General features: G+C 55.4%; 1 protein-coding gene and 1 pseudogene. Both read left to right on the top strand.

Annotated features, from left to right (window positions below; genetic code table 11):
- A partial coding sequence (locus ACXJKR_RS32390; RefSeq protein WP_457326349.1) for an ATP-binding protein occupies nucleotides 1-951 on the top strand: 951 nt, incomplete at its 5' end.
- Nucleotides 952-977: 26 nt separating this feature from the next.
- Nucleotides 978-1,482: pseudogene (locus ACXJKR_RS32395) on the top strand (hypothetical protein); the annotation flags it as partial.

Below are 1,482 nucleotides of genomic sequence, written 5' to 3' on the forward strand. Positions count from 1 at the left end.
ATGATGCAGGATGCGGCGGCGCACCGCACCCTTTTGGAAGACGCGGTACGGGAACGCACCAGTGAACTGCTCACCGTCAACGAAGTTTTACAGAACGAGATAAGGGAGCGCAAGCATCTGGAAGGGCAATTGATCCAATCAGAAAAGCTGGCCTCCATCGGTCAGCTTGCGGCAGGTGTCGCGCATGAGATAAACAATCCGATCGGCTATATCTTCTCCAACCATGGCACCTTGGATGGATATATCGGAAAACTATTCGAGCTGATTGCCGCCTATGAACACGCAGAAACCAGCATCACGGCACCCGAGGTGATTGCAAATCTGCGCGCACTGCGTGAACGTGTGGAGTTGGACTTCTTGAAAGAAGACATTCCAGTGCTCATACGAGAATCCAAGCAAGGCATTGTGCGGGTGCGCCAGATCGTCCAGGATCTGAAGGACTTTTCCCGCATTGATTCGTCGCAAGACTGGGAATCAGCCGATCTGCACCAGGGCATCGATTCGACGCTGAACATCGTCGCCAGCGAAATCAAGTACAAGGCCGATCTGGTCAAGGAATATGGCGCTATTCCCAATATTGAATGCCTGCCTTCACAGATCAATCAGGTGGTGATGAACCTTGTGGTCAATGCGACTCACGCCATTGGTGAAAAACGTGGCCGCATCGCCATTCGAACGGGAGCCGAAGGGGCGCACGTGTGGATGGAGGTGGCCGACACGGGCACTGGCATACCACCCGACACGCTCAAGCATATTTTCGAGCCCTTCTTCACCACCAAGCCCGTTGGCAAAGGCACGGGGCTCGGGCTATCGGTGTCCTACGGCATCGTGCAGAAACACCACGGCCGCATCGACGTGGAAAGTGTCGTGGGTCAAGGCACCACGTTTCGCGTCACGCTGCCCGTGCGACAGACAAAAACGCAAGCCGAAGTGCCAGTGTCCGATATCTGAAGCCACTTCATGCAAGGCAACCCATCATGAAAACATGGCCTGCCCCAAACAAGGGCCGTATTCTCGTCGTGGACAGCAATCCCGACACTCACGGCGCCTTTCGCAACATGTTGGTCGAAGATGCCCATGCGCAAGGGAAATTCGAACTGGACTGCGCCCGCGACACCCCCGACAGCCTTGCCCTTATGCAGCAGTCCCTGCTGGCCTCACAACCTTATACCTTGGTATTCATAGGCGCCTCTCAAACGAAGGCATGGACAGCGGTCGAAATAGCCCCCCAAATTTGGGCAATTGATCCCAGAGTTCAGATCGTGCTTTGCGCGGAGCGGCTCRCTTCTTCCTCTGACTCGTTATTCGAAGCCATGGGAGCAACGAATAGCAGGTGGCTGACGCTTCAAATGCCTCTTGACCGCGTCGAAGTCATCCAGCTGTCACATTCCCTGACAGAGAAGTGGCATTTGCAACAGTTTGCCGAGGCGCATCAAGGCGTGAACTCGTCGGCAGAGACGACAGCGGCAGAGAGCCCAGTGG

Source organism: Roseateles sp. P5_E11 (assembly GCF_054049355.1).